The sequence below is a fragment of the Pantoea sp. XAF26B01_ASV70 genome (genome assembly GCF_054512635.1).
The window spans coordinates 2,069,847-2,092,704 of the sequence record NZ_CM137251.1 but is presented as its reverse complement, the minus strand read 5'-3'; the positions used below and the strand labels follow the sequence as shown (position 1 = coordinate 2,092,704).

At 54.5% G+C, this 22,858-nt stretch carries 24 protein-coding genes; 11 read left to right on the top strand and 13 right to left on the bottom strand.

From position 1 onward, the window contains the following. The first annotated feature begins 33 nt into the window (after positions 1-33). The gene (locus ACX8ZY_RS09770) at positions 34-1,026 is read left to right on the top strand and encodes a 2-hydroxyacid dehydrogenase (RefSeq protein WP_010244644.1); all 993 of its coding nucleotides are present in this window, start codon (positions 34-36) and stop codon (positions 1,024-1,026) included. 31 nt (positions 1,027-1,057) lie between these two features. Here the strand turns inward: ACX8ZY_RS09770 and ACX8ZY_RS09765 are convergent, their stop codons facing one another. Then, positions 1,058-1,333: a putative hemolysin gene (locus tag ACX8ZY_RS09765; RefSeq protein ID WP_003853763.1), complete on the bottom strand. Its 276-nt coding sequence runs from the start codon at positions 1,331-1,333 to the stop codon at positions 1,058-1,060. Between the two features lie 184 nt (positions 1,334-1,517). Between ACX8ZY_RS09765 and ACX8ZY_RS09760 the strand changes: the two genes are divergently transcribed. The 4 genes from ACX8ZY_RS09760 (at position 1,518) to ttcA (ending at position 4,738) form a co-directional block, all read left to right on the top strand. Beyond that, entirely contained in the window at positions 1,518-2,174 is a 657-nt protein-coding gene (locus ACX8ZY_RS09760) for an MgtC/SapB family protein (protein WP_010244641.1), read from the top strand. Between the two features lie 213 nt (positions 2,175-2,387). Continuing rightward, positions 2,388-2,648 carry a hypothetical protein gene (locus ACX8ZY_RS09755; protein ID WP_010670215.1) on the top strand — a complete coding sequence of 87 codons (261 nt, stop codon included), beginning with the start codon at positions 2,388-2,390 and terminating at the stop codon, positions 2,646-2,648. Positions 2,649-3,337: 689 nt separating this feature from the next. Beyond that, the gene (locus ACX8ZY_RS09750; RefSeq protein WP_010670216.1) at positions 3,338-3,496 is read left to right on the top strand and encodes a hypothetical protein; all 159 of its coding nucleotides are present in this window, start codon (positions 3,338-3,340) and stop codon (positions 3,494-3,496) included. A 306-nt stretch (positions 3,497-3,802) separates the two neighbouring features. Next, entirely contained in the window at positions 3,803-4,738 is a 936-nt protein-coding gene (gene ttcA / locus ACX8ZY_RS09745; protein ID WP_033767345.1) for a tRNA 2-thiocytidine(32) synthetase TtcA, read from the top strand. Positions 4,739-5,224: 486 nt separating this feature from the next. Here the strand turns inward: ttcA and zntB are convergent, their stop codons facing one another. Both zntB and ACX8ZY_RS09735 read right to left on the bottom strand, forming a co-directional pair. After that, positions 5,225-6,208 carry a zinc transporter ZntB gene (zntB, locus tag ACX8ZY_RS09740; protein ID WP_010244630.1) on the bottom strand — a complete coding sequence of 328 codons (984 nt, stop codon included), beginning with the start codon at positions 6,206-6,208 and terminating at the stop codon, positions 5,225-5,227. 117 nt (positions 6,209-6,325) lie between these two features. After that, the gene (locus tag ACX8ZY_RS09735; protein ID WP_010670219.1) at positions 6,326-7,945 is read right to left on the bottom strand and encodes a peptide ABC transporter substrate-binding protein; all 1,620 of its coding nucleotides are present in this window, start codon (positions 7,943-7,945) and stop codon (positions 6,326-6,328) included. Positions 7,946-8,097: 152 nt separating this feature from the next. On the opposite strand from ACX8ZY_RS09735, the gene mpaA reads away from it, so the two are divergent. Beyond that, positions 8,098-8,805 carry a murein tripeptide amidase MpaA gene (gene mpaA / locus ACX8ZY_RS09730; RefSeq protein WP_010670220.1) on the top strand — a complete coding sequence of 236 codons (708 nt, stop codon included), beginning with the start codon at positions 8,098-8,100 and terminating at the stop codon, positions 8,803-8,805. On the opposite strand, the gene ycjG is transcribed toward mpaA, so the two are convergent. Next, positions 8,780-9,763, bottom strand: coding sequence for an L-Ala-D/L-Glu epimerase (gene ycjG / locus ACX8ZY_RS09725; RefSeq protein WP_064691347.1), 984 nt, complete (start codon positions 9,761-9,763; stop codon positions 8,780-8,782). The genes mpaA and ycjG overlap by 26 nt on opposite strands. 146 nt (positions 9,764-9,909) lie before the next feature. Here ycjG and tpx point away from each other — a divergent pair, with 146 nt between their 5' ends. Beyond that, on the top strand, positions 9,910-10,413 hold the full coding sequence (gene tpx, locus ACX8ZY_RS09720) for a thiol peroxidase (protein WP_010244619.1): 504 nt from the start codon (positions 9,910-9,912) through the stop codon (positions 10,411-10,413). Positions 10,414-10,704: 291 nt separating this feature from the next. Here tpx and tyrR read toward each other — a convergent pair whose 3' ends face one another. The 7 genes from tyrR to pspA all read right to left on the bottom strand — a co-directional run bounded on the left by tyrR (position 10,705) and on the right by pspA (position 16,628). Further along, positions 10,705-12,270, bottom strand: a complete 1,566-nt coding sequence (gene tyrR, locus ACX8ZY_RS09715; RefSeq protein ID WP_010244616.1) for a transcriptional regulator TyrR — start codon at positions 12,268-12,270, stop codon at positions 10,705-10,707. Positions 12,271-12,606: 336 nt separating this feature from the next. Further along, positions 12,607-13,668 (bottom strand): YcjF family protein, encoded by a 1,062-nt coding sequence (locus ACX8ZY_RS09710; RefSeq protein ID WP_060680277.1) that lies wholly within the window; start codon positions 13,666-13,668, stop codon positions 12,607-12,609. Then, a complete protein-coding gene (locus tag ACX8ZY_RS09705) occupies positions 13,665-15,062 on the bottom strand; it encodes a YcjX family GTP-binding protein (protein WP_010244602.1) in 1,398 nt (465 codons plus the stop codon). The genes ACX8ZY_RS09710 and ACX8ZY_RS09705 overlap by 4 nt, the downstream gene beginning before the upstream one ends. After that, positions 15,043-15,291, bottom strand: coding sequence for a phage shock protein PspD (gene pspD, locus ACX8ZY_RS09700; RefSeq protein WP_010670225.1), 249 nt, complete (start codon positions 15,289-15,291; stop codon positions 15,043-15,045). Before pspD ends, ACX8ZY_RS09705 begins: the two co-directional genes overlap by 20 nt. 61 nt (positions 15,292-15,352) lie before the next feature. Further along, on the bottom strand, positions 15,353-15,703 hold the full coding sequence (pspC, locus tag ACX8ZY_RS09695) for an envelope stress response membrane protein PspC (protein ID WP_010244595.1): 351 nt from the start codon (positions 15,701-15,703) through the stop codon (positions 15,353-15,355). Further along, positions 15,700-15,927, bottom strand: coding sequence for an envelope stress response membrane protein PspB (gene pspB / locus ACX8ZY_RS09690; RefSeq protein WP_010670226.1), 228 nt, complete (start codon positions 15,925-15,927; stop codon positions 15,700-15,702). The genes pspC and pspB overlap by 4 nt, the downstream gene beginning before the upstream one ends. Positions 15,928-15,962: 35 nt before the next feature. Then, on the bottom strand, positions 15,963-16,628 hold the full coding sequence (gene pspA / locus ACX8ZY_RS09685; protein ID WP_052271819.1) for a phage shock protein PspA: 666 nt from the start codon (positions 16,626-16,628) through the stop codon (positions 15,963-15,965). Between the two features lie 164 nt (positions 16,629-16,792). On the opposite strand from pspA, the gene pspF reads away from it, so the two are divergent. Beyond that, positions 16,793-17,794, top strand: a complete 1,002-nt coding sequence (gene pspF / locus ACX8ZY_RS09680; protein WP_010670227.1) for a phage shock protein operon transcriptional activator — start codon at positions 16,793-16,795, stop codon at positions 17,792-17,794. A 92-nt stretch (positions 17,795-17,886) separates the two neighbouring features. Here pspF and ACX8ZY_RS09675 read toward each other — a convergent pair whose 3' ends face one another. Further along, positions 17,887-19,122 (bottom strand): MFS transporter, encoded by a 1,236-nt coding sequence (locus ACX8ZY_RS09675; protein ID WP_060680283.1) that lies wholly within the window; start codon positions 19,120-19,122, stop codon positions 17,887-17,889. Between the two features lie 162 nt (positions 19,123-19,284). Next, positions 19,285-19,458, bottom strand: coding sequence for a hypothetical protein (locus ACX8ZY_RS09670; protein ID WP_199267454.1), 174 nt, complete (start codon positions 19,456-19,458; stop codon positions 19,285-19,287). Positions 19,459-19,629: 171 nt separating this feature from the next. Here ACX8ZY_RS09670 and sapA point away from each other — a divergent pair, with 171 nt between their 5' ends. The 3 genes from sapA (at position 19,630) to ACX8ZY_RS09655 (ending at position 22,576) form a co-directional block, all read left to right on the top strand. After that, complete coding sequence (sapA, locus tag ACX8ZY_RS09665; RefSeq protein ID WP_031292936.1) at positions 19,630-21,252, top strand: ABC transporter substrate-binding protein SapA; 1,623 nt, start codon at positions 19,630-19,632, stop codon at positions 21,250-21,252. After that, positions 21,253-22,218: a putrescine export ABC transporter permease SapB gene (gene sapB / locus ACX8ZY_RS09660; RefSeq protein ID WP_010244573.1), complete on the top strand. Its 966-nt coding sequence runs from the start codon at positions 21,253-21,255 to the stop codon at positions 22,216-22,218. A gap of 151 nt (positions 22,219-22,369) precedes the next feature. Then, positions 22,370-22,576, top strand: a complete 207-nt coding sequence (locus ACX8ZY_RS09655) for a TraR/DksA C4-type zinc finger protein (protein WP_010244571.1) — start codon at positions 22,370-22,372, stop codon at positions 22,574-22,576. Positions 22,577-22,858: the final 282 nt, after the last annotated feature.

The window sequence follows — 22,858 nt, the reverse complement described above, 5'->3', positions numbered from 1 at the left end:
TCCTTGCTCTATCACCTCTGCAGGAGCACAACGATGAAAATCGCGGTTTACAGCACCAAACATTACGATCAGAAATATCTTGAGCAGGTCAATCAGCAGTTCGGCTTTGAACTGGTGTTTTTTGACTTTTTACTCTCTGAAAGCACCGCCAAAACCGCTGTGGGTTGCGATGCTGTCTGTATCTTTGTAAACGATGACGGCAGCCGCCCGGTGCTGGAAGAGCTGGCCGGGCTGGGTGTGAAATATATCGCGCTGCGCTGTGCCGGTTTCAATAATGTTGATCTGGCTGCTGCAAAAGAGCTGGGTCTGGAAGTGGTGCGCGTGCCGGCCTACTCACCGGAAGCGGTCGCTGAACATACTATCGGCCTGATGATGACCCTGAATCGCCGTATTCATCGCGCTTATCAGCGTACCCGTGACGCAAACTTTTCGCTCGACGGCCTGACCGGTTTCAACATGCATAACAAAACCGCGGGTGTTATCGGTACCGGTAAAATCGGGATCGCGACGATGCGGATTCTGAAAGGTTTTGGTATGCGGCTGCTGGCGTATGATCCCTACCCGAGTGAGCAGGCGCTCGAACTGGGCGCGGAATATGTCGATCTGAAGACGCTGTTTGCTGAATCCCACGTCATTACCCTGCACTGTCCGCTGACGCCGGAAAATCATCATCTGCTCAACGCCGACGCGTTTAAACAGATGCGCGATGGGGTAATGGTTATCAACACCAGTCGGGGTGGTCTGATTGATTCACAGGCGGCGATTGACGCGCTGAAACAGCAGAAAATCGGCGCGCTCGGCATGGATGTTTATGAGAATGAACGTGATCTGTTCTTTGAAGATAAGTCGAATGATGTGATTCAGGACGATGTGTTCCGCCGTCTGTCGGCGTGCCATAACGTGTTGTTCACCGGCCATCAGGCGTTTTTAACCGCCGAAGCGCTGACCGCCATTTCTGAAACGACACTGAATAATCTCAGCCAGCTCGACCGGGGTGAAAACTGCCCGAACCGACTCTCTGCCTGACTGTGCGGGCCGGAGCGATCCGGCCTGATCATCAGCGCGCGCAATTCCCGCCAATTAACGCCTGCTCATCACAGCGACGTCCATTGACTAACTGACACATCCCCACTCTTGAGCCATCCAGCTGATGCGAAAATGCCAGCGTTCCGCCCGCATTCGAACAGGTGCTTTCTGCCAGGGAAGACATCACCACCCGTGGCTGGATGTGGGCGGCGGTGGCTTGTTGCGGTGGCTCGTTATCATCACTGTTGCTGCTGCAGGCAGAGAGTAATAATGCGGCACCGGCCAGCAAAAAGGTGGCTGCTTTCATCAGTCGGACTCCGGGAAGTGGGGGAAAAGGCTGGCTCAGCATATGTCAGGCAGCACAACGGGTCGAGAGGTGAAACAGCTTTTTACAAAATTCTCCGGCGTCATTTGCAAGCAGAATTATCTTGTTTACCTGTTATAGCTGAATTGTCACCCTTTTTCGGCCCTTATTAATTCGGAGTAAAGCCATGTTAATGGATATGTTAATTCGCATAGCGCTGGCCGGTATTCTTGGCGGCCTGATCGGCATGGAGCGCCAGATGCGGGCCAAAGAAGCGGGACTGCGTACCCATATTCTGGTCGGTATCGGCAGTGCGATGTTTATGCTGGTATCGAAATATGGCTTCGCCGATATGCTCAATAGTGACCATGTGGCACTGGATCCCAGCCGTATTGCTGCCCAGGTAGTCAGCGGCATGGGTTTCCTTGGCGCAGGCACCATTATGATTCAGAAGCAGGTGGTGAAAGGCTTAACCACGGCGGCGGGATTATGGGTGACTGCGGCGATTGGTCTGGTGATTGGCAGCGGCATGTATGAGATCGGCATTTATGGCACGGTGCTGGCGCTGGTGGTGCTGGAAGTGTTCCGCCGCCTGAGCCATTTTCTCATCGGTAAACATCATACGCTGCTGGTTTTTCTTAAGCCCAAAAGTGTGCCGCTGGTGCTGCTGGTCATGCAGCGGGAAGGCATTCGCTACGGCAATGTGACGGTGATTAACCGGGATGAGGAGAGTGGTCTGTGTGAGCTCAGCGTTCAGGTGACGCTGTCCCGCAAATCAAACGATGCTCACCTCTATGATAAGGTCATGGAGATCAAAGGAGTTCAGTCGCTGGAGATGATGTAAATTCCTTTCCATAAAGATCATTCCTGCTGAACACAGGCCGTTCAGCGCCAGGACGTTGCAGAAGGGAGTTATCGGTACGCACTGCCTTCTGCCCTCTCCATCAGATTCATCTATTATCAGAATCATGCAGCCTGACCTGAGATATAGAGCCCGCCGGGAATTAATGTCATAATCCGTGATTGTTTATTAAGGTAACCATTTATCCGGTGAAAAATGCGCCAGAACTCTGACCATCGTGACGAAACCCTGTCCGCTTCTGTACGTAAAAGTAGCTGGCCGGTACTGAGCATGCTTATCTTTACGCTGATTGCGGGCGCTATGACCATCATGATGATCCTGGATCATCGTAATTCCGTAAATAATGCGCTTGAGACCGGACAGTGTCTGGTGGGGGAAGGCGCTGAAAGTTTGCTGGAAGTGCTCAGACATTTTTTACATCATGCTTATCGCTGGATTTTTAAAGCCTGTGGCTAGCAATAATAAATTCAGTGCAGCAGGAAATGCAGTAATCCGTGTCGGTTTACCAGCAACAAAACGCCGCAATACATGACTGCAACATAGCAGAGTAAAAAGAGTATCAGCGTCAATATAAATCGGACACCATAATTTTTTATATCGTGAGTGTTTACCGGATGTCTCATCGAATTTAAAGTTTGCTCCGTCCTTATTCACCTATATAGCCAGCAATTTAACGATTTGTTACGCTGCCCGCATTACCATGATGTGCGGAACGATGAAGTCACAGCTGGTCTCTCAGGAAAAACAGTTATGAGTGTAAAAATTAAAGCCGCCCTTTTTAACTTTCATATTCATGTTAATGGCTTTAATTTCACCCGTCTGCTTTGAAAAGCAACAGTTTTGGACGTGGTGATATCTGCCAGTAAAATCGATTCAGATTTAATGGGATACAAAAAAACAGTGATGCCTGTGCATCTTACGCATTCCCAATTATAACCCGGCAGTGTCAACGCATATTCAACAGCAGTGTTTTTCAGATTCAGGCGTTAATGAAATTAACAGTACATCAGGATATTTAACTCCCTGCGAATTTATAGCAACAATTCGAAGGAAAATTTCAAATCAGATAAGCATAAACAGGACTCCGTTTATGCATGATTGATTAATAGCGGTGCATGCTCTTTTTTTGCTTACTGGTCGCTCTGATGAAATATCTGTTAATTATCTCAATCATTTTTATGACTGCGGGTTGTGCGGCAAAAAAAGAGAATGCGCGGGCTGATGCTTACCAGGCATCACTGCCATCCTGTTCTGCGCACAATGATGAAATCGATTGCCAGTGGAAAGATGTGCCAGCCAGCTGACATCGTATAGTTGAACGCTATCCGTGACACATCAGCCCGCAATTATTGAGTAATGACCTGGTAAGGCCTGCCCTCTTTTTTCACTGAGTACCGCCGCATCGATTTACGTCGCTGCTCCCTTAACGGGTAGTCTCTGCCGGATTCCCCGGGCGGCTATCCGCTGATTACTTCACTCCAGTACTGGCATTCGCGGCAACAATCCGTACCATACGCTGCATATTCGTGACACCGCAGTGAAGTGTCTGGCTGAACGCGCACGGCAATTTGCCCTTTAGCTACGCTTTCTGGATTTTGAGATAGGTAAAAATGCAAGATAATCAAACGGTTGACAAGAAAGAACAGTACAACCTCAATAAACTGCAAAAACGTCTGCGTCGTAACGTCGGCGAAGCCATTGCAGATTTTAATATGATTGAAGAAGGCGACCGCATCATGGTCTGCCTGTCGGGCGGCAAAGACAGCTACACCATGCTGGAAATTTTGCGCAGTCTGCAAAAAAGTGCGCCGGTCAACTTCAGTCTTATTGCCGTTAACCTCGACCAGAAACAGCCGGGCTTCCCTGAGCATATCCTGCCGGAATATCTTGAGTCGCAGGGCGTTGAGTATCGGATTATCGAAGAAGATACCTACTCCATCGTCAAAGATAAGATCCCGGAAGGCAAAACCACCTGCTCACTCTGCTCGCGCCTGCGCCGTGGCATTCTCTATCGCGTCGCAACTGAGCTGGGCTGCACTAAAATTGCGCTGGGCCACCATCGCGATGACATTCTGCAGACGCTGTTCCTGAACATGTTTTACGGCGGAAAAATGAAAGGCATGCCGCCAAAGCTGATGAGCGACGATGGCAAGCAGATTGTGATCCGTCCGCTGGCTTACTGCCGCGAGAAAGATATCATCCGCTTCTCTGAAGCGCGTCAGTTCCCGATTATTCCGTGTAACCTCTGCGGTTCTCAGCCGAACCTGCAGCGTCAGGTGGTGGCCGATATGCTGCGAGACTGGGATAAGCGCTATCCTGGCCGTATCGAAACCATGTTCAGCGCGATGCAGAATGTGGTGCCGTCACATATGGCGGATATCAACCTGTTCGATTTTAAAGGCATTAAGCATGGCGATGCGGTGGTTGACGGCGGGGATCTCGCCTTTGACCGGGAATCTCTGCCGCTGCAGCCAATTGGCTGGCGGGCTGATGAAGAGGATGCCCCGGATACCAGCGCGCGTCTGGATGTGATTCAGATTAAATAAGTGCTGGAAAGGTTAAGGGCGTGCTGCTGGCAGCACGCCCTTTTTTTATATGTTGCGATGCGGTGGTGGATCCATTATCGGCGGAAATTCCGGATCTGTCGGCGGATCAGGCTGGGGTTGTGGCTGAGGAATAGGCTCAGGAATCGGGATCGGATCCGTGGGGATCGGCTCGCTGTTAAGAATCGCGCTCATGCCGTACTCCTTTTGTTGCGAATGGACTTTAAGCTTAGGTAAGGAACGGCGTTACAGCCAGGCGGGCAAAAAAAAAGCCGGCACACGGGCCGGCATGTTTCGAATTAAATGTGCTATGCATTAATTCTAAATTAGGAAGTAAGACAATATGGAGCGCAACGCCCATCGCTTGACGTTGCATTCACCTGCGGGAGAGAGTTTGCGTCAGCAGCGACAATGGGTTCTTGATGTCGATCAGCTTTTGCGTCCTTTACGGGATTTTCAGCGCAGATAACCGATACGCTACGCATAACGCTAGAGCCAGCGCCGCTTGCGCAGGTACCCCGCTACCCCGACGGCCAGTGCCACCAGCAGCAGACAGAAGATAGAGAAACCGTATCGCCATTCGCCACCCGGAATACCGCCCAGGTTGACGCCAAACAGGCCGGTCAGGAAGGTGGCTGGCAGAAAAATCATCGCCATCAGTGACATGGTGTAGGTACGGCGGTTCATCGACTCCGCCATCGCAGAAGCAACCTCATCAGCCAGAATCGCGGTACGCGCCACCCCCGCATCCAGATCATCCAGCCCGCGTCCCAGCCGATCGGCGATTTCCTGCATCCGGCGGCGTTCGGTGTCATCCATCCAGGCCAGTTTTTCACTGGCCAGCCGCGCATAGACATCCCGCTGCGGTGCCATATACCGCCGCATCACAATCAGCTGTTTGCGCAGCAGGCCGAGTTCACCTCGTGCCGGCATCCGCTGGTCAAGCAGCGCATCTTCCAGCTCAATGATTTTGTCATGTAAATCTTCGATAAACTCGCTGGTGTGATCGGTCAGGGCATCACAGATATCGACCAGCCAGCTGCCGCAGTCAATCGGGCCATTACCATTCTGCAAATCCGTGAGGACTTCATCGACGGCAGAAACTTTACGCCGCCGGGTCGAGACGATGAGCTTATCGTTGATAAACACCCGCATCACCACCAGCTGGTCGCGACGCGCATCGCTGTTGTGGTTGACGCTGCGCAGCACGATCATAAAGCCGTCGCCCAGCCGGCTGACGCGTGGACGCATACTGTCGCCCGCTAAAGCGTCTCGCACGGCATCAGGGATTTGTGTCGTCGACTGCAGCCATTCCGCGCTCTTACGGTGGGTATAGTTCAGATGGAGCCAGCAGGGCTGCTCACACTGGATGACTTCATCTTCAGCAATCGGGATCATCCCGCCCTTGCCATCCAGCTGGCAGGAAATTATGGCATCTGAAACCTGTAACGCTTTTCCTTCAATTACGTCCACACCGTCGCCTCACCACTAAAATCAATACGATACAGTCTAGCGTGACGGTGTTGAGTTGCAATCTCCGGGCTGTGTAGAAAGATGTCAGAGGGTGGCCGGTTGACCGGCCACCTGCACTCAGTGCTTTTCAATCCACAGTTCGCGACTGTAGGCGACATCTTCAGGGTTAGTGATGGGATAGCCTTTGACCCAGGGTTTAATCAGGCGGCCATTGGTGTACTGATAGATGGGGGCGATCGGAGCCTGCTCAGCCAGGATCTGCTCGGCACGGTTGTAATCGCTGTTACGTACCTGATCGCTGGTCTCCCGGCTGGCTTTGGCGATAACCGCATCATAATCCGCGTTGTTAAAGCGCGCGATGTTGCTGCTGTTGCCCGACGTCAGCAGATTCAGGAAGGTGGAGGGTTCATTGTAGTCACCGACCCACGAGGCGCGGATCACATCGAAGTTTCCGCTGTTACGGCTGTCGATATAGGTTTTCCACTCCTGGTTCTCCAGCGTGACATCCACACCGAGGTTCTTTTTCCACATCGAGGCCACTGCAATCGCAATCTTCTGGTGGCTCTCAGAGGTGTTGTAGAGCAGTTTGAGTTTCAGCGGCTTGCCGGGACCGTAACCGGCAGCAGCGAGCAGCGATTTAGCCTGTGCATTCAGGCTGTTCTGATCGTGCTGTTGCATGAATGTGGGCAGTGGCTTAAAGCCTGCTGTCACATCTGGCGTAAAGTGCCACGCCGGTTTCTCACCGGTGCCCAGCACTTTTTCAGCAATCACTTTCCGGTCGATAGACCAGGAGAGCGCTTTGCGAACCCGCACATCGGCCGTCGGCCCTTTCTGCGTGTTAAACGCGTAGTAATAGGTGCCTAACTGGTCAGGTGTGTAGACCTCTCCGGGCAGGGTTTTCTTCAGTAGTGCATACATGTTTTTCGGGAAGGATTCGGTGATATCAATATCGTTGGATCGATAACGTTTAGTGGCGCTCGACTCTTCATTAATCGGCACGAAAGTCACTTTCGTCAGCACCGAATGGGCATCATCCCAGTAGTGAGGATTACGTGTCAGTACGATTTTTTCGTTCACTACGCGTTCGCTAAGCTGATAGGCCCCGTTGCCCACCAGTTTGCCGGGTGACGTCCAGCTGTCACCCTGTTGCGCAATAATTTTCTGCGGCACCGGGAAAAGCGCCACGTTAGCCACCAGCGCCGGGAACCACGGCACCGGACGATCCAGCGTCACCTTCAGCTGGTTTTTACTCTGGGCGACCACACCCAGCTTGTCGGGCGTCATTTCGCCTTTGGTTATCGCTGCCGCATTTTGAATACCGCTTAAGCCCGCGAACCAGGCAAAGGCTGAACTGTTTTTCGGATCGACCAGGCGCTGCCAGCTGTAGACAAAATCCTGAGCCGTAACCGGATCACCATTCGACCAGCGCGCGTTATTACGCAGCGTAAAGACCCAGGTTTTGTTATCACTGCTGCTCCAGCTCTGCGCCACGCCCGGCACGATTTTGCCCTGCGCATCCTGATTGGTCAGCCCTTCAAACAGATCGCGTATCACCTGAATTTCAGGCAGTCCTACCGCTTTAAGCGGATCGAGCGAAGCGGGTTCATCTTTAATATGGCGAACGATCTGCTGCTGTTCAGCCAGCTGTGCGCCAGCGGGTGGATTCGCCGCGATGGCGGGTGTGATGATGCTGCTCAGGCTGATTGCTGCCAGCGTCATGCGAAAGGTCTTGACCATTATCACTCCTTTACCCCAAAGAAGCGCTGCATCAGTCTGTTGCCGATGCAACTTGTGCAGGGCACTTTAGCGCAAATGGCTGACAGATAAATAGCTATTTTCCGCGCACGGCTTTTCCGCTACTTTTAGTAAAACCCTTTGAGGAAATAACTATGTCGCCACTCCATCCACGTCCCCTGCGCGGCAAACTGGACGTCCCCTATCAGCAGTATGGCCGCTCAGTGCTGGGCGCGCCGCTGCTCTGGTTTCCGGCGCCGCTGGGCGATCCCGAGAGCGGGTTGATTCTGGCGGGCACTCACGGTGATGAGAATGCGGCCATCGCCACCCTCTCCGCCGCATTACGGACGCTGCCTGATGGAATGCGTCGGCACCACGTGGTGTTGGCGGTCAATCCTGATGGCTGTCAGCTCGGACTGCGCGCGAACGCTAACGGCGTCGATCTCAACCGCAACTTTCCGGCGGCGAACTGGCAGTCAGGCGAGACGGTGTATCGCTGGAACAGCGCTGCCGATGAGCGTGATGTGGCGCTCTCGACCGGGGCTCATCCGGCTTCTGAACCGGAAACCCAGGCGCTCTGCGCGCTGATTCATCAGCTGAAACCACGCTGGATCGTCTCATGGCATGAACCGCTGGGCTGTATTGACGACCCGCATCAGGCAGAGATTGGTGGTTGGCTGGCCAGCCACACCGGCCTTCCGCGGGTCAGCAGCGTTGGTTATGACACACCAGGCTCATTCGGCAGCTGGTGTAAAGATCTCAGCCTGCCCTGCGTGACCGCTGAAATGCCGGTGATTTCAGTGGATGAAGCCACTGAAACCTACCTGGAGATGATGGTTAATCTGCTGCGCTGGCAGCAATGATCAGCTGACCGTTGCGCACTTTAATCGCCGGTTCTGCATCCACCGCCAGCCAGGTCGGCCCGTCGAGATCGGCAAAGCGGGTCTGCGGCACCAGCGGCAGTGCGGCGCGTATCGCCCGCGAGGTGCAGAGCATGCAGCCGAGCATGACCGCAAAACCCTGCTGCAGAGCCGCATTGGCCAGCGCCAGCGCCTCGGTCAGCCCGCCCGCTTTATCCAGCTTAATGTTGACCATCTCATAACGACCTCGCAGTGCCGCCAGACTTTCGCGGGTGTGACAGCTCTCATCGGCGCAGATCGGTAATGGATGGATAAAGTTCTCCAGCGCCGCATCCTCACCCGCTGGCAGGGGCTGTTCCAGCATCGCCACATTGATGTCCGCCAGCAGCTGACAGCGCGCCGCCAGACCTTCGGCGTGCCAGGATTCATTGGCATCCACAATCAGGGTCGCGTCCGGCACGGCGGCGCGAATCGCCATCAGCCGTTCGGTAATGAAATTATTATCCAGCTTAATCTTCAGTAGTGTTGCCCCATGCTGCCACAGCGCCAGCGCGCTGCTGGCCATCGCCTCGGGAGTATCAATGCTGACGGTCTGCGCGGTCACCACATCCTCCGGTGCAGTCACGCCACTAAGCTGCCAGAGGCTGCTCTGCTGCTGGTGTGAGGCGAGATCCCATAGTGCGCTGTCAATGGCGTTGCGCGCCGCCCCGGCGGGCAGCGCCTGTTGTAACGCCTCGCGCGTCATGCCCTGTTGCAGCGCGGGCAGCAGCGCGGCGATTTGCGCCAGCACCGACGCCTCGCTTTCACCATAGCGCGCATAAGGCGTCGCTTCGCCAACGCCTTTTACTCCGTCTTCCTCAATTTCAACCACCACCACTTTGACTTCAGTCCGGGTTCCACGGGCAATGACAAACGGCGTGTGCAACGGCCAGGCTTCGGGATAACTTTTTACCGTTCTCATTTCCACTCCACAATGTGTGACGCAGTGGCAGACCGCCACGTTAAATTCCACAATTGAACTCGTAAACCCTTAACATTTATGTCATAAACAACGGCTATCTTTAGCCGTTTTGTGTCAGATCTTCTTTATCATTAAAAGGAATCACTATGTCTCAGACTGTTCATTTTCAGGGTAATGCCGTACCGGTTGCTGGTCAGTTTCCTCAGGCTGGCGATAAAGCCAAAGCTTTCACGCTGGTAGCGAAAAACCTGGTTAACGTCGCGCTCTCTGAGTATGCAGGAAAACGCAAAATTCTGAACATTTTCCCGAGCGTAGATACCGGTGTCTGTGCTTCATCGGTGCGCAAGTTCAATCAGGCTGCAAGCGAACTGAATAACACCGTGGTGTTATGCATCTCTGCCGATCTGCCGTTTGCCCAGTCGCGCTTCTGTGGCGCAGAAAACCTGAACAACGTGGTGACGTTGTCGACGCTGCGCGGCTCAGAGTTTAAATATGATTATGGCGTGGAAATTGCCGATGGTGCGCTGGAAGGTCTGACCGCACGTGCCGTGATTGTGCTGGATGAGAACGATAAAGTGATCTACAGCCAGCTGGTTGATGAAATCACCACTGAGCCTGATTATGACGCTGCGCTGACCGCGCTGAAGTAATAAAAAAAAGCGGATAACCAGGTTATCCGCTTCAAACTGCTGGCAAACCCGTATCAGGGTGGTTCTGGCAGCAACGAAGAAGCTCAACGCACAGGGAACCGGGTCAGAAGAGGAAAGCGTCACGCGCCAGGGAAGGCGCGTGCCGAGCGTGTCAGGGATGACGCCTTTTGCGTCTTTCCGATCTGACCCGGTTCCCTGAGCAGGCTCAGCCTCAAAGCCAGATGGGCCAGACTCTATCGACCATATCCAACGGATAATCAGCTTACCCACTTCTCACCTGCAGTCCGTCCCTTATTCGCTTTCGGTGCGCTTCTGCCCCAGACCATACTCCCGCAATTTATTCGCAATCGCCGTATGCGACACACCAAGCCGTTTTGCCAGTTTTCGGGTGCTGGGATAGGAGAGATAGAGCCGCGTCAGAATCGACCGTTCGAAACGACTGGTGATCTGATCCAGCGTCCCTTCCAGCGCCTCATCGCCCAGTGACACATCCAGTGCCTGTTCAGGCAACACGATATCCTGCGGACGCAGTTCGTAACCTTCCAGTTGGGTTAACGCCCGATAAAGCGCATTTTTCAGCTGACGCACGTTGCCAGGCCAGGCGTAGCGGGTCAGAAAAGCGTTAAGCTGCGGCGAGAGTCGCGGACGCGCCATTCCCTGCTCATCCGCAAAGCGGGCAACAAACATCTCGGTCAGCGGCAGTATATCCTGCGGACGATCGCGCAGAGGCGGCAGTTGCAGCGTCAGCACATTGAGCCGGTAAAAGAGATCCTCGCGGAATTCCCCGCGCTGCACCAGCTCAATCAGGTTTTTCTGCGTAGCGCAGATTACCCGCACATTGACATGCACTTCATGCTCTTCACCGACGCGGCGGAAGGTGCCATCATTGAGAAAACGCAGCAGCTTGGTCTGCATTCTCGGCGACATCTCACCAATCTCATCCAGCAGCACAGAGCCGCCGTTAGCCTGCTCAAAAAAGCCTTTCTTGCCTTCCAGCGCATTCGGATAGGCTCCGGCGGCATGACCAAACAGCTCGCTTTCGGCGACGTCATCGGGCAGAGAGGCACAGTTCAACGCCAGGAAGGGATTCTTGCCGCGGGCACTGCGCAGATGGCAGGCGCGTGCCAGCATATCTTTCCCGGTGCCGGTGTCGCCAACAATCAGTAAAGGCGCATCGAGCATCGCCAGTTTCCGCGCCTGATCCACCACCTGACGCATCTTCGGCGTGACAGCAATGATATGGTCAAACTCCGATTCATCGGTGACCACCAGATTCTGCAACTGACGACCCATGCGGGCTGTCGACTTCAGCATCACCATCGCCCCCACTGGCCTGTTGATCTGGCCCTCTTCGCCCGGCAGATAAATAGGACGCGCTTCCATCAGAAAATCGCGGCCCTCAATGACCACATGCTGCGCCTGCGCTTCAACCCGATCGCTCTCCAGCCAGCGCATGAAGTTGAAGCCGTTAATCAGATTACCGGCGCTAAAGTTGCGCATCTTCTCTTCATCGAGATTAAACAGGTTCTGTGCGGCCGGATTAGCCAGTTCAACCTTGCTTTTCAGATCGATGGAGAAAACCGGATCCGGCATCGCCACCAGCAGGGCGCTCAGCGCACGATGCTCGCGTTCAGAGGGCATGTACGCTACCGTGCGCACATCTGTTACGCCCGGTGTACGCCGGATTTCCGCCATCAGATTGCTGAAGGCATCAAACTCCAGTGCAGAAAAGTTCAGGTAGATGCGGCCCAGCGCCGTGATTTCGATACCGCGTAAATCAATGTTGCGGGCCACCAGCAGATCGAGTAGTTCACGCGTCAGACCGAGTCGGTCCTGACAGAACACTTCCAGACGCATTGCGTTCGCCTTAATCAGGTTCAGATAACACAATAATACGCTAAGTCGCGCACCTGCAGAAAGGGATCTGTCAGGAAAAGTTGACAGCTCCGGCGCGTATGGCGGACTTTTGTACTGCCCGAGAAAATCCTGATGAGTGGTCACAAATGTTTGCCGGGATGGCGCATTTTATCAGGGAGAAAAATGGAATGGCCTAGACGCTGCCAGCGGATCCGGTGATCACTGATGAGTCGGGCTGTCCGGGTGAGTGTCTGGTCATCGACTCCCGACAGGTGCTGCGCCAGCCACACTAAAGAATAAAGGCGGCAATGCCGCCTTTAATTTGTCACGAGAGCGTCAGGCTGACTTATTGCCACCCTTCTGCAACGCCTCTTTCAACTGGCCCAGCAGCTCACGACGGAAATCGCCGAGCCGTGGTTTATCCTGCTCCAGCCACGGCAGTGGACGGCACAGCTCCATCGCTTTGATGCCCAGCCGTGCGGTCAGCAAACCTGCGCCAATGCCCTGCGCGGCGCGCGTGGAAAGCCGGGCGGCGATATCCTGCGACATCCAGTCCATACCCACTTCCCGCACCAGTTCGGAAGCTCCGGCAAAGGCCATATTGAGCAGCACCAGTCGGAACAGCCGGATGCGGCTGAAGTAGCCCAGCTCAATGCCGTAAATAGCCGCGATGCGATTGACCAGCCGCAGATTACGCCAGGCGATAAACGCCATATCCACCAGCGCCAGCGGGCTGACCGCAATCATCAGCGTGGCTTCTGCAGCATGACGGCTGATTTCGCGCCGCGCCTGCCGATCCAGCACCGGCTGCACCAGTTGCGCATATAAGCGGACAATTTCACTGTCATTGTGGGTTTCGTGCAGCGAGGCATGCCAGCGCTGCAGGGCCGGATGCGCCTGATCCAGCTCTGCCTGCTGCGCCAGTTTTTCGCAGAAGGACCGGCCTTTGCCGATGCCATGACTGTGCAGCAACTCACGGCCCACATCCCGCTCCTCGGCGCGCTGACGCAGCTGATAGAGACGACGCCACTCGGTGGTCAGCGCACCCACACCCGCCAGGACGATCAGACCACCCGCCACGCCGCTCCCCAGTGAAAACCAGTCGCGGGCCAGCCAGGCGTCATGTGTCCACTGGACACCCTGCGCAATCACGCTGACGCCAAACAGCAGCGCGCCAGCGGTCACCAGTTTGCGCCACAGGCTGCGCTTAGGTTTCAGCGCAGCCTCCACCGCCCGTTCACCTGCGCCCTCCTCTTCGACAGCGACTTCTTCATCCTGCACCGCCAGAAACGCCGCCTGCGCTTCCGCTTCAAAAGTCTGCGCCGGGCGCAGCGGCGTGGTGCTGCTCTGATCCAGCGGACGGGCAAAATCGATACGCGGCTTCAGCGGATCACTCATCGCAATTTATCTCCCAATAAAAATTCCAGCGCGGCATCCATGCGGATATGTGGCAGCGGGCGATCGACGTCAAGCTGCTGCGGCCGGAACTGTTCAAACTGAAAACCCTGCTGCTGCCAGAAGGCATTACCAGGCAGACGCGGCGGGACTTCACCCGGATAGACGGTGAGCGGCTCACCATCATCCAGCCGGTTTCCGCGCAGGGCCGGGATCTTCTCGCCCCGGTGATCGACCAGCCCGCTCTGCGTCGCCTGCACCGACGCCAGCCCGATGCAATCCATGCTAATCCCCTCAAACGCCGCGTTCTGCCAGGCATCCTGCACCAGCTGCTGCAACAGTGACACCATATTGCCGTGCTGATCGCTGGTGATGTGATCGGCCTTGGTGGCGGCAAACAGCAATTTGTCGATTACCGGTGAAAAGAGCCGACGAAACAGGGTTCGCTGACCGTAATGAAAACTCTGCATCAGCTGCGTCAGTGCCAGCCGCATATCGTTAAACGCCTGGGGTCCGCTGTTAAGTGGTTGCAGGCAGTCAACCAGCACAATCTGGCGGTCAAAACGCAGGAAATGATTTTTATAGAAACCTTTCACCACATGCTGACAGTAGTAGTTAAACCGCTGCTGCAGCATGCTGAAGTTACTGCCCTTGTCCGCCTGTGCCAGCTTAGTGAGTTGCGCTTCATCAGCCGTCGGCCAGGGGAAGAACTGCAGCGCGGGGGCGCCTGCCATATCGCCAGGCAGCACGAAGCGACCGGGCTGAATAAAGTGTAAGCCTTCAGATTTGCAGCGATGCAGATAGTCGGTCCAGGCAGCGGCAATCTCTGCCAGCTGGGTTTCATCGGCGGGTGCAAGCGGGTCGAGTTTTTCGCAGAGGGTTCGCCATGGCTTTGCCCACTCAGCACGATCGCCCTGCAGCAGACCGTTCATCTGCCGGGACCAGGCGAGATAATCCTGCGCCAGCATCGGCAGATCCAGCAGCCATTCGCCGGGATAGTCGACAATCTCCAGATAGAGTGTCGCGGTCTCTTTCAGGTGACGCAGCAGCGAATCATTGGGACGATAACGCAGCGCCAGGCGCATTTCGCTGACGCCGCGTGTGGGTGTGGGCCAGGCAGGCGGCGTGCTGTAAAGCTGTGCCAGCCCTTCGTCATAGGTGAAACGGGCCGTGCCCATGTCACGCTGGGGCACCCGCTTTACGCCTAACAGGCGCTCATCCCGCACCACGGAAAACAGCGGCAAACGCGCGCCGCTGTGAACGGTTAAAAGCTGATTAACCAGTGAGGTGATGAAGGCGGTTTTACCGCTGCGGCTTAATCCGGTTACCGCCAGCCGCAGGTGGCGATCAACGCCACGGTTCATCAACGCCATCAATTCAGTTTGCAGTCTTTTCATCTTTCTCCCTGATGAAGCGCGATGCCACCCGGTTCATCACGCGTTTCAGCAATGGCTCAAGCGCCACAGCCAGCAGCAGACGTAACGGACGTCGCGCTACCGATTTCACTGCCCAGCCAGTGACACCGGCAGGACCGTAGGTAACGGCATTAATAATGATGAATTTAGCGGCCGACTTCAATGCAGGTGCCGCGCGGTGACGAAAAGCAGTGGATCGCGAAAAAGACATCAACACCTCCATTGAGTGAGCGAACGGGCCTGAAACAGGCCCGGCAATAACAGTAGCAGAATCAAATCTGGCGGAAGCGGCTGCGCACGCTGAAGGTTTCAGACGTCACATAGCGTTCCAGGTCGCGCACGCTGCGCTCATCCCGTTGCAGGGTGCTCTCCAGCTGATCCAGCAGTTCACTGGCGCTGGGCTGGCGCTCAGTCTGGGAGGCAGAGGCGGGTTTCACATCCAGCACAAAACCCAGCACAAAGTAGGCGATCACCGTAAAGAGAAACAGGCCAAAGAACAGTGATAACACCACGATGACACGCAGCAGACGAACCGGAATATCGAGATACTCTGCCAGGCCTGCGCAGACACCCATAAATTTCCCTTCATCTGGCTTGCGCCACAACTTGCGTCCTTTAATCATGGCTGCCTCCAGTTTGGATGTTCGGCGTCCAGAATCGCTTCCAGCGCGTCAATACGTTCGCGCATCCGCTGCGCGTCCTGGGTCACGCGCTGCAGGCGCTGGATTTCGTTTTGCGACAGTTCCGAACCGCCGTTGCGTTTGTTGTTGTAATGCAGCCATAACCAGATCGGTGCGACAAACAACACGAAGATCGTTAACGGTATGGCGAAAAAAAGTGCGCTCATTGACTCTCCTTAATCACTTATCGCAACGTCGATGATTACTCACTGCGGTTCATTTTGGCTTTCAGCGCATTAAGCTGCTCGCTGATTTCATCGTCCGCTTTCAGGTCAGTAAACTCCTGGTTCAGCGTCTTTGGTTTACCAAAACCATGGCTTTCTGCTTCCGCTTCCATATGGTCGATGCGACGTTCAAAAGATTCAAACCGTGCCATTGCTTCGTCGATCTTACCGCTGTCCAGCTGACGACGAACATCGCGTGATGAAGAGGCCGCCTGATGACGCAGCGTCAACGCCTGCTGGCGGGCACGTGTCTCACTCAGTTTTTTCTCCAGCTCGCTGATTTCGCCTTTCATGCGCTCCAGCGTCTCTTCAACATGACCCACTTCCTGTTTCAGGGAGGCGATAAGATCGGTGAGTTTCTGTTTTTCAATCAGCGCTGATCGGGCCAGATCATCTTTATCTTTGCGCAGCGCCAGCTCCGCTTTTTCCTGCCACTCAGCCTGCTGAATCTCCGCTTGCTCAATACGGCGTGACAACTGTTTCTTTTCAGCCAGTGCGCGTGCAGAGGTGGAGCGCACTTCAACTAAGGTGTCTTCCATTTCCTGAATCATCAGCCGGACCAGTTTCTGCGGATCTTCCGCACGCTCCAGCAGAGAATTAATGTTGGCATTAACGATGTCGGCGAAACGAGAAAAAATACCCATAATGATGTTCCTCTTTTAATGTTTTAAAACGTGAAGTCCTGCTGAGTTAATACAAAATGCGTGCCAATTTTATAATTTATTGATTTTTATCATATTTTAAATTTTACAGCCTTTCCCGCTTGTTTTAAGATAGTCAAAATGATTAAGGGGTGGCGAAATTCATCATGACAGGCACTAGCGATAATCTCCTGGGGGAGTCAAACAATTTTCTTGAGGTGCTGGAGCAGGTTTCCAAACTGGCTCCTCTTGAGAAACCGGTACTGGTGATTGGCGAGCGTGGAACGGGCAAAGAGCTGATCGCCAGCCGACTGCACTATCTCTCTGACCGCTGGCAGGGGCCGTTTATCTCGCTGAACTGTGCCGCGCTGAATGAAAATCTGCTCGATTCTGAACTGTTTGGTCATGAGGCTGGCGCCTTCACCGGCGCGCAGAAGCGCCATCTTGGCCGTTTTGAACGTGCTGACGGCGGCACGCTGTTCCTGGATGAGCTGGCAACGGCACCGATGCTGGTTCAGGAAAAGCTGCTCAGGGTAATTGAATATGGACAGCTGGAGCGGGTCGGCGGCAATCACTCCCTGCAGGTAAATGTGCGACTGGTCTGTGCGACCAACGAAGACCTGCCCGCGCTGGCGGCGGCGGGAAAATTCCGCGCCGATTTGCTGGATCGTCTTGCCTTTGATGTGGTGCAGTTACCGCCACTGCGCGAACGACGCAGCGATATACTGGTGATGGCCGATCATTTCGCTATCCAGATGTGTCGCGAGCTCGGCCTGTTACTTTTTCCCGGCTTTACCCCACGGGCACAGCAGGCTCTGCTTGATTACCACTGGCCCGGCAACGTTCGCGAACTTAAAAATGTGGTGGAGCGCTCGGTCTATCGTCATAACAGCAGCGAGCAGCCGCTGGATAATGTGATTATCAACCCGTTTGCTTCACGCCCTGAACCGATTGCTGTCATCCGGACCAGTCAGGAGGCGGATAGCAGCGCGCTGCCTGCCCTGCCGCTGGATCTGCGTCAATGGCAGAATCAGCAGGAGCGGGATCTGGTGGAAGCCAGCCTGCAACAGGCACGTTATAACCAACGCCGTGCGGCTGGCTTATTAGGCGTCACCTATCATCAGTTGCGCGCAATGATGAAGAAGCACGATATAAAAGCAGAGAGTTAATTAACGCCACCCCAACCTATGATTTTTTCTCGTCCTTGTGAATTAACAACCCGGTATAAACCGGGCTTTTTTCACGTTGAGCCACCTATCCATTATGTGTTGTGCGACTTAGTCCCCATTTTTTCAGGTTGCCTGATGGCAGGAACCAGACCGACGCCAGCGGTAGCCATCACCACGGCCAGCGCTGACATCAGCAATACAGCACTCATACCAAAGTGTGTTGCCAGCGGCCCCGCGACCAGTTGTCCAAAGGGAATGGCGATAAAGGAACCCATCGCATCATAAGCGTACACGCGAGCCAGCTTATCCGGTGGGATATGAGTCTGTAATGAGTGCGCCCAGGTTACGCCGAACAGGCCCAATGACATGCCAGCAATGAAGAACCCTACTATCAGCAGTGCTGCTGACGCATTCTGGCTCAGCATAAATATTGGGAGTGCGTAAAGACCTGCCAGCATCGCGCCAATAAAGAGATCACGACGTGGATGCCATTTCATAGCCAGAAATGAACCTGCAATTAAACCCGCGCTATGGGCAGCCACAATAATTCCCCATCGCGCCCGTCCGAAAGAGGCGTCGGCAATCATCGGGCCAAGTACCACCACAATGCCATTAAACGCGACGTTGATAATGGCGAACTGAAGGACTATCGACCAAATCCAGCTTCGTCCGGCGAACTCTGCCCAGCCTTCTTTGATATCGCGCAGCATATTGCCTTGCGAAGCCGCGGCTTTATTCGATTTCACACGGATCAGGAAATAGAGCGGCGCGGAAACGGCAAAACCCATCGCATCAATTGCCAGCCCCCAGCCCGGCCCGACAGCGCTGGTGATAATTCCCCCCAGCGATGCCCCCATTACCGTACCGCCATAAATCCCGAGCTGAATTAACGCGTTAGCCTGACGCAAATCCGTTGCAGGAACTACCTGCGGAACCAGCGCAGACGATGCAGGCAGTGCGATGCCTGCCGCCGCACCATTCAGAGCACCCAGCAAAGTCAGGCTAATGACGGTTGCAGAGCCATCAAGCACAGACCAGGCGACGATAGCCTGAGAAACAGCGGCAACCACTGCCGATGAAACTAATACCCGACTGCGTGAGTAGCGATCGGCGGCAACACCGCCCACCAGCAGGAAAAGCACGTTACACAGTGAACGGGACGCAACCACTATCCCTAAATCAGAAGCAGACCCGCCAATATCCAGTACCGCAAAAGCCAGCGCAATGGGTGCAATCCCATTGCCCAGCACGGTGAACAGGCGTCCAAAAAAGAGATAGCGAAAGGATGTATGCTGAAAAGCCTGAACGTTTTTTTGGAATTTATTCATTGCCAGGAAGTGGGTGATCAGAAGATGAGCTTATAGTACCTGCGTTTTTGTAATAGTTAAGTGCGGTTTAATTCAGGACCCGCTTAGCTAAACGGGAGGCCAGCAGAGATAACATCAGCATTACCTCACTTTTCTCTCCCTTTTTTCATCGCCACACCGCATTCAAAGCGCCGGCTCTTTCAGCAGCTTTCCCTTCCCCGTCCAGGCAGACATGCCACTCTGCAAAAGCCAAAAAAAGCCCGCCAACAGGCGGGCAACGATACTGGAAGCAATGTGAGCAATGTCGTGCTCTTCTTCGGCAGAGCCACCGTCGAAGCGCAGACGAATAATAATCATTCTTATTATCATCTGTAAACAAGTTATTGAGAATTTTTCTCATTACCACACCTTCTGTACGCTCTTTTTACCGCCGCGATGATGAAAATCAGTCTGGCAGCGGTTGCAGGTTTTGGGACAATGCCCGCTTTGCGATACACTCTGTTTAATGCCTCAAAATCGTTGAGTTCTATGTCAAAACTAATATGTTCGCTGTTGCTAAGCCTCAGCGTGTTGAGTGCCCCTGCGTGGTCAGCGCCTGCGGGTGATATCCGCCAGACCGGCTTCGTCTATTGCGTCAGCGGCACGCTGAACACCTTTAATCCGCAGATGGCCAGCAGCGGGCTGACTGTCGATACGCTGGCGGCACAACTCTATGACCGCCTGCTGGATGTCGATCCTTACACCTATCGTCTCAAGCCCGATCTGGCGTCCAGCTGGGAAGTGCGCGATAACGGCGCAACGTATCGCTTTCATCTGCGCAGCGGCGTGCAGTTTCAGCAGACGAATCAGTTCCGCCCCACCCGGGCGCTGAACGCCGACGATGTCGTGTTCAGCTTCGCCCGGATGTTTGACCGCAATCACCCCTGGCACAACGTCAATGGCGGCAACTATCCCTACTTTGACAGTCTGCAATTTTCAGACTCCGTGCAGAGCGTGAAGAAAATCGATAACAGAACGGTTGAGTTCAGGTTAAACAGCCCGGATGCGTCGTTCCTGTGGCACATGGCGACCCACTATGCGCCAGTGCTGTCGAAAGAGTATGCCGACCAGCTCACCGCGCAGGGCCGGCAGGAAGAGATGGACAGACAACCGGTTGGCACCGGTCCTTATCAGCTCAGTGAATACCGTACCGGTCAGTACATCCGCCTGGCGCGCAATCCTCACTACTGGAAAGGGGTGCCGCGTCTGCAACAGGCGGTGATCGATCTCGGCTCGGGCGGCACCGGGCGGCTTTCCAAGCTTCTGACCGGTGAATGTGACGTGCTTGCCTATCCCGCGGCCAGCCAGCTCACCATCCTGCGCGATGACCCGCGCCTGCGGATGACGCTGCGTCCCGGCATGAACATCGCCTATCTGGCCTTTAATACCCGCAAGCCGCCGCTCGACCGCCCTGAGGTGCGTCACGCGCTGGCGCTGGCGATCAACAATGAGCGGTTGATGGAGTCAATCTATTACGGCACCGCCGAAACCGCCGCCTCGATATTACCTCGCGCCTCATGGGCATATGATAATGATGCGCGCATCACAAGCTATGATCCGGAGAAGTCCCGTGCCGCACTGGCGGCTCTGGGCATCAGCGATCTGCATCTGCGGCTGGTGGTGCCTGCCGCGTCGCAGTCGTGGAATCCCAGCCCGCTGAAAACCGCCGAACTGTTGCAGGCGGATCTGGCGCAGGTCGGCGTCCGGCTGACCATTGTGCCGGTTGAGGGCCGTTTTCAGGAGGCGCAGCTGATGGCGATGAATCATGATCTGACACTGTCAGGCTGGGCCACCGACAGTAACGATCCAGACAGTTTCTTCCGGCCGCTGCTCAGTTGTGCGGCGATTCGCTCGCAGACCAATTACGCGCACTGGTGCTCGCCGGCCTTTGACGAAACGCTGCAGAACGCTCTGTTATCACAACAACTCTCTGGCCGCATCGACAGTTATGACAAAGCGCAGCAGATTCTGGCGCAGGAGTTGCCGGTGCTGCCGCTGGCATCCTCTCTGCGACTGCAGGCGTTTCGTCATGATATTAAAGGGCTGGTCCTGAGTCCGTTTGGCAACGCCTCGTTTGCCGGGGTTTATCGTGAAAGCGATAAGGAAAAGTAAGTGATTATCTATATTTTGCGGCGCCTGCTGCTACTGATCATTACCCTGTTTCTGCTGTCGCTGGTGAGCTTCAGTCTGAGCTACTTTACACCTGACGCCCCGCTGGAAGGCGCGGCGCTCTCGGACGCCTGGTGGTTCTGGTTTAAAGGGATGCTGCAGTTTGATTTCGGCGTCTCCAGCACCAACGGTCAGGAGATTGGCCTGCAATTGCGTGAAGTTTTCCCGGCCACCATGGAGTTGTGCATCCTGGCGTTTCTGTTCGCGCTGCTGGTCGGGATACCGCTGGGGATCTGTGCCGGCGTGATGCGCAATAAATGGCAGGACAAAACCATCAGTGCGCTGGCGCTGATCGGCTTTTCTGCGCCAATTTTCTGGCTGGCGCTGCTGCTGACGCTGTTCTTCTCGCTGACGCTGGGCTGGCTGCCGGTGTCCGGTCGTCACGACCTGCTCTATCCGGTGCAGAGTGTCACGGGCTTTGCGCTGATTGATGCCTGGATGAGTCCTTCGCCCTGGCGACATGAGATGATAATCAGCGTCCTGAACCACCTGATTTTACCGGTGCTGGTGCTGGCGATGGCGCCGACGACGGAAGTGATCCGCCTGCTGCGCAACAGCACCAGCGACGTGATGGACAAAAATTATGTCAAAGCGGCGGCCACGCGGGGTCTTTCGCCGTTTACCGTGATCCGCCGCCACGTGCTGCATAATGCGCTGCCGCCGGTGATCCCGCGTCTGGGTCTGCAATTTTCCACCATGCTGACGCTGGCGATGATCACCGAGATGGTCTTTAACTGGCCGGGTCTGGGCCGCTGGTTGATAAACGCGATTCGACAGCAGGATTACGCGGCGATCTCCGCTGGCGTGATGGTGATTGGCGGGCTGGTGATTCTGGTCAATGTGATTTCTGACGTGATTGGTGCGGCCATGAATCCGCTGAAACATAAGGAATGGTATGCCCTGCGCTAACGCTCAGGGCGCTAAGGCAAACATAGAATAAACATATGACTTTTGTCTTTCAGAAGTCGTGCTGCAAGCAGGAATTGATGTACACGAATATTGTTCCTGCAGAAACCGATTTAAGTTCGAAGCGTAAACATTAATGAGGAGATGAACATTTATGGATGAAGTTGATCTGGCACAGGAGCGTGAAGAAGCGCATCTCGCTGCCTCTCTGGCAGCTCGTAAGGCCAAACTTAAAAGCCCAAACGGCTTATGCATCTGGTGTAAAGATGAGCCCGTAGTGGCTGAAACTGCTTTCTGTTCAAGCGAGTGTGATGAGGATTATCACAAGCATCGCCGGGAGCAGAGCCAGCGGATTGTTTGAAAGAGAATGAAGTCACCCGGTCAGGCTATTACGCGGGTGACTCAGATAAACTTGATATAAATGTCAGGCAGCCCTCACAAATATAAAGCAATAAAACGACATCGCTTGATAGATTCTTGATATTTCCTTGCCTTTACGTTGATAAAAAAAATACATAATGCCCTGATTAAAATGTCACAGCAGAGACCATCTGTCCGGAGTTAGTGACAGGAAAAAATAGCATAGGGTGGCTGACATTCAGGAGCCATCTTTTTAACTCGATTTATCAGAACAACTATCAGG